Source organism: Microcystis sp. T1-4 (genome assembly GCF_000297435.1).
Classification (GTDB): Bacteria; Cyanobacteriota; Cyanobacteriia; order Cyanobacteriales; family Microcystaceae; genus Microcystis.
Window position 1 is genome coordinate 1 of sequence record NZ_CAIP01000319.1, and the last position, 1,505, is coordinate 1,505.

General features: G+C 41.3%; 2 protein-coding genes and 1 pseudogene. All 3 read left to right on the forward strand.

Annotation, left to right across the window (positions count from 1 at the left end):
• Positions 1–509 (forward strand): annotated as a pseudogene (locus MICAI_RS16675) (photosystem II q(b) protein); the annotation flags it as partial.
• Between the two features lie 135 nt (positions 510–644).
• Positions 645–992 (forward strand): DUF433 domain-containing protein, encoded by a 348-nt coding sequence (locus MICAI_RS16680; protein WP_008204811.1) that lies wholly within the window; start codon positions 645–647, stop codon positions 990–992.
• A complete protein-coding gene (locus tag MICAI_RS16685) occupies positions 970–1,329 on the forward strand; it encodes a DUF5615 family PIN-like protein (RefSeq protein ID WP_002732058.1) in 360 nt (119 codons plus the stop codon). Before MICAI_RS16680 ends, MICAI_RS16685 begins: the two co-directional genes overlap by 23 nt.
• Positions 1,330–1,505: the final 176 nt, after the last annotated feature.

The window sequence follows — 1,505 nt, forward strand, 5'->3', positions numbered from 1 at the left end:
TTCTGATGCACCCCTTCCATATGTTAGGTGTGGCTGGTGTGTTCGGCGGTTCCTTGTTCAGTGCGATGCACGGTTCGTTAGTAACTTCTTCCTTAGTGCGTGAAACCACAGAAATCGAATCTCAGAACTACGGTTACAAATTCGGTCAAGAGGAAGAAACCTACAATATCGTTGCCGCTCACGGTTACTTCGGACGCTTAATCTTCCAATACGCTTCTTTCAACAATAGCCGTTCTCTGCACTTCTTCTTAGGTGCATGGCCGGTAATCGGTATCTGGTTTACGGCGATGGGTGTTAGCACCATGGCGTTTAACCTCAACGGTTTCAACTTCAACCAGTCGATTCTCGATTCTCAAGGTCGTGTAATCGGTACTTGGGCTGATGTGTTAAACCGCGCTGGTATCGGGATGGAAGTAATGCACGAGCGCAACGCTCACAACTTCCCCTTAGACTTAGCTAGTGGCGAACAGGCTCCCGTAGCTCTGACCGCTCCCGCTATCAATGGTTAAGTTCTAGTCTGAACGAAAAGGCACTCCTGCGAGGGGGTGCTTTTTTGTTGTTAGAATCATAATATTCAAGGAGAGATTTATTGGTTTGATTGATGATACAAAAAAGTACGAATTTATCAATAGGAGTATTAACCGATGCAACTCGAAGACTACTTTAATTTTTTGACTCCCAATGACATTCGCTTAAAAAACTCCCGCATTGGCATTGAAACTATCTTATATGAATACATTTACCGCGCCCGTACCCCTGAAGAGATTGGGCAAATTTATCCTACCCTTACCCTAGAACAAATCCATGCCACTATTCTCTATTACCTGCACGAAAAAGACCGAGTTAGTCAATATCTGGCAGAATGGCTAGAACATTGTCAAAAAGGAGAACAAGAACAGGATTTGAACCCTCCCGCTTTTGTGGAGAAAATGCGGAAATTCAAGGCGGAAATAGCATCAGAAAATATCAATGAGTATTCAGTATCTAATTGATGAAAATTTACCGCCGCTGTATCGGGAGCAATTATTGCGCCGTCACTCTGATTTAACGGTTTGGATGATTGGCGAACCTGGTGTTCCGTCGAAAAGCACCTTAGACCCAGAAATTTTAATTTGGTGCGAAGCAAATCACTTTATTTTAGTCACAAATAATCGGACTTCTATGCCTGTTCATTTAGCTGATCATCTGGCACAAAGTCGTCATAGTCCAGGGATTTTTGTCTTGCGTCCTAAAGCAACAATCAAAGAGATTATTGAGAATTTAATTCTCATTGCTTTATTAGGCGATGCCCAAGATTATCAAGACCGGATTACTCATATTCCTTTATAAATACTACTTGCTGTTTCTGTTTTATTTTTAGTTGTCTTAGGCGTTGAATCAGGGGAGATGAAGATAAACAATGGTTATTGGAGAAGTTACATCAATAATTAGGATTGAATAATCAAAAAATAACTAAACAGGTATTAATGGATAGTTGGAATGAAGCTTATAGTGATAGATCGGAT

Coding starts and splice junctions, on each gene's coding strand:
- MICAI_RS16680 (WP_008204811.1), top strand. CDS start 645: ATGCAACTCGAAGACTACTTTAATTTTTTGACTCCCAATGACATTCGC.
- MICAI_RS16685 (WP_002732058.1), top strand. CDS start 970: ATGAGTATTCAGTATCTAATTGATGAAAATTTACCGCCGCTGTATCGG.